Source organism: Leptospira soteropolitanensis (assembly GCF_026151655.1).
GTDB lineage: Bacteria > Spirochaetota > Leptospiria > Leptospirales > Leptospiraceae > Leptospira_A > Leptospira_A soteropolitanensis.
Genome location: NZ_JAMQPN010000037.1, coordinates 1 through 2,569 on the forward strand (window position 1 = coordinate 1; position 2,569 = coordinate 2,569).

Consider the following 2,569-nt stretch of genomic DNA (forward strand, 5'->3'; position numbering starts at 1 on the left):
TTGCCTGTCTATGCTTTAGGCGGGCAAACCTTAGCGGATTTAAGTATGGCACAACAGGCGGGCGCACAAGGTATAGCGGCAATTAGGGCTTTTTTAGATTGACGCTGGAGTCCAATAGCTTTAGCTATTGGCGATTCGCAAAAAGCTAAAGCTTTTTGACTCCAGATTTCAAACTATCCCTACGCGCTCGATTTCTCAAGGCTTTGCCGTTTCTGATGCCGCCAAATGCTCAAACAAAATGCGTTTGACTTCTTCGATCACTTCGGGCTGACCTTGGCAAGAGTGATTCCAGCGCACGACAAACTCGGAAACCGCTTCGTCAATATGCGCACTTTTATAAGCAACCACACCATCATCACCCTCTTCTTTGGGGCCATCACCTTGAACAGCGATAATCGAGTGAGCGGGAACGGCAGCAACAGGAATAGAGGCTAATATTTTTAAACCTCGATTGTCTGGATTCATATTATCAATTGCTGTCGGTGGTCTGCGTAAAATAGCGGTTAATCGCTCATCACCTGTCACTGTCGCCACATCTTTAAGTTCGCTCATGACAGTGACAGGGAATTTAATTAATTTAGCCGCGAGATCAGTAAGGACTTGATAGGCAGCCAACATCGCACCGCGTTGTGGCGTTGAAATAAATACCACGCGCTTAACAAAAGGCAACGGTTTATAAAATAAAGATTGTTGTAGCAGTTCGCGGGCTTCGGGATTCAGTTTGACTTGCTCAAAAGGTTTGTTGCTGATGAGATTCCAAAATTGTGTACCGTTATCAATGACGGTTGTTTTAGTCAATAAACCACCTTGACTATGCCCAATCACGATCATTTGTTGTAATGCAGGGTCTTTGCCTTCGGGATCAAACTCATGCAAAGTGTTAGTTAATGCTTTGCGTAAACGACCTGCCGAATAGGGAATCATGTTGCCACTGTCGTACATAAATACCCATATTTGATAGTGTTCACGGATTTTTGCATTGCCATTCAACTCGTTGACTAATTCAGCCCAACGAAGTGGACTGGATGCTGTACCATGTACTAACACAATCGGAATTTTCCCTGCTTTGTAAGGTTGCAGGGTAAAAATACCGTCTTGCGCTCGGTCTTTGGGAATCAAACCACTGCTCAATATCCCGCCATTCAAAAATCCAGCGATTTCCATCGCATAAAGCGGACTATCATCCAGTTGATATGCAAAAGTCGCGCTTGCATCTGACTCCATCGGTTGTTTTTGTCCATCAATCATCACTGTTGTCGTTTGATCAGCGGCATACACTTCAAGTTGCCCATTGAGTTTGCCACTACTCAAACGATTACGCGCATTTTCCAAACGTAACAAAGCCGTGACAGGCACTTTTGTCCGCAAACCTATGCGTTCAGAACCCAACACTTTTTTTCCAGACGTTTGTGCTTTTGCAATACTCGCCGCCAATGGCACGCCAATACCAAATTTATGATAACGGTTTCTAAGCCCATCCACTGCTAACGCAGCCGTAGAAATAAAACGATCCAATTTATAACCACCCCACGACATGCCAGATTCATCTAATTTGACTCGTAATGTGCCGAATGGCAGTTTATAAGTCCCAGATTTCAAAGTAACTTCATCTTCTTGACCATTCTGCGCGGCAAAACCTTGAGCAAGGGCTTGATTATAAATATCATAAGTTAATCTAAATCGTGGATCCGATGGATGCAGTTGAATAGTCGTACCATTCTCTGGAAACAGTAATGACCACGCATAAACAGCAGAAGCTAAGAAATAGGCTCGGTCATGCGTGCGCTGAGCGTGTAGCAAGGACAACTCTGCCAAGGCAAATAGTTGATCGTCATCGTCTGTTGGTGAAAGACCTTTATGAAGTTCAGCCAACACAAGAGATGGTTCTGATTCAAACCGATCTAGTAGTCCGTGTTGTCTAAGCACGGTACTGGAAGCTTCTGACGGTGCATCCGTTGATAAGGCACTGGCACTGCTAATACGTTGAGAAGTTTGCAAGTCAACATGATCCACAGTAATTGGTGTCGCACACCCAGAAAGCATTAACGCGATACTCGCCGATAATACGGCAGGCATAACATATCGCCATTTTACAGACTGCTCAGTCATCTGTGGTGCTTGAATATTTAAAGCCTTGTTTGTGACAGTACGCGTTGTTATGTGTTGTTTTCTCATCTTTTTTTCGCTCTTATCAAAGATTTTCAAGTGTTTGAGTTTTTCTACTGCTAATCCACAATAGGTTTCAGACTCCTAATTTATAATCTCATATTCAACTTTCTAAGTGTGCTGAACATATTATTCGTTCACTCTGAGATGGCTATATATCATTGCTCCCAACTTTTACCACTGCTGTCAAATGTGCGTGTTAGGTAGATTTTGCTCACTGTATCATGTGGATTGTTCGCTAGGCATTGAATAAATAGCAATTGCGCCTGTTCATAGTTCTTCTGATTGTAAAAGCTCATGGCATTATTGAATAAATCCAGTGTCGCCAATTTAGCGTTTTTTAAAGGTTCTGGGTCAGCATCAAACACTTCATAAACGGTAATCAACTCATCTTTACCTTTAC

General features: G+C 43.0%; 1 protein-coding gene and 1 pseudogene. Both read right to left on the reverse strand.

Annotated elements, in window-relative coordinates; genetic code table 11:
- Window positions 1-195: 195 nt before the first annotated feature.
- Entirely contained in the window at window positions 196-2,205 is a 2,010-nt protein-coding gene (locus ND811_RS19055) for an esterase/lipase family protein (RefSeq protein WP_265353564.1), read from the reverse strand.
- A gap of 119 nt (window positions 2,206-2,324) precedes the next feature.
- Window positions 2,325-2,569: pseudogene (locus ND811_RS19060) on the reverse strand (hypothetical protein); the annotation flags it as partial.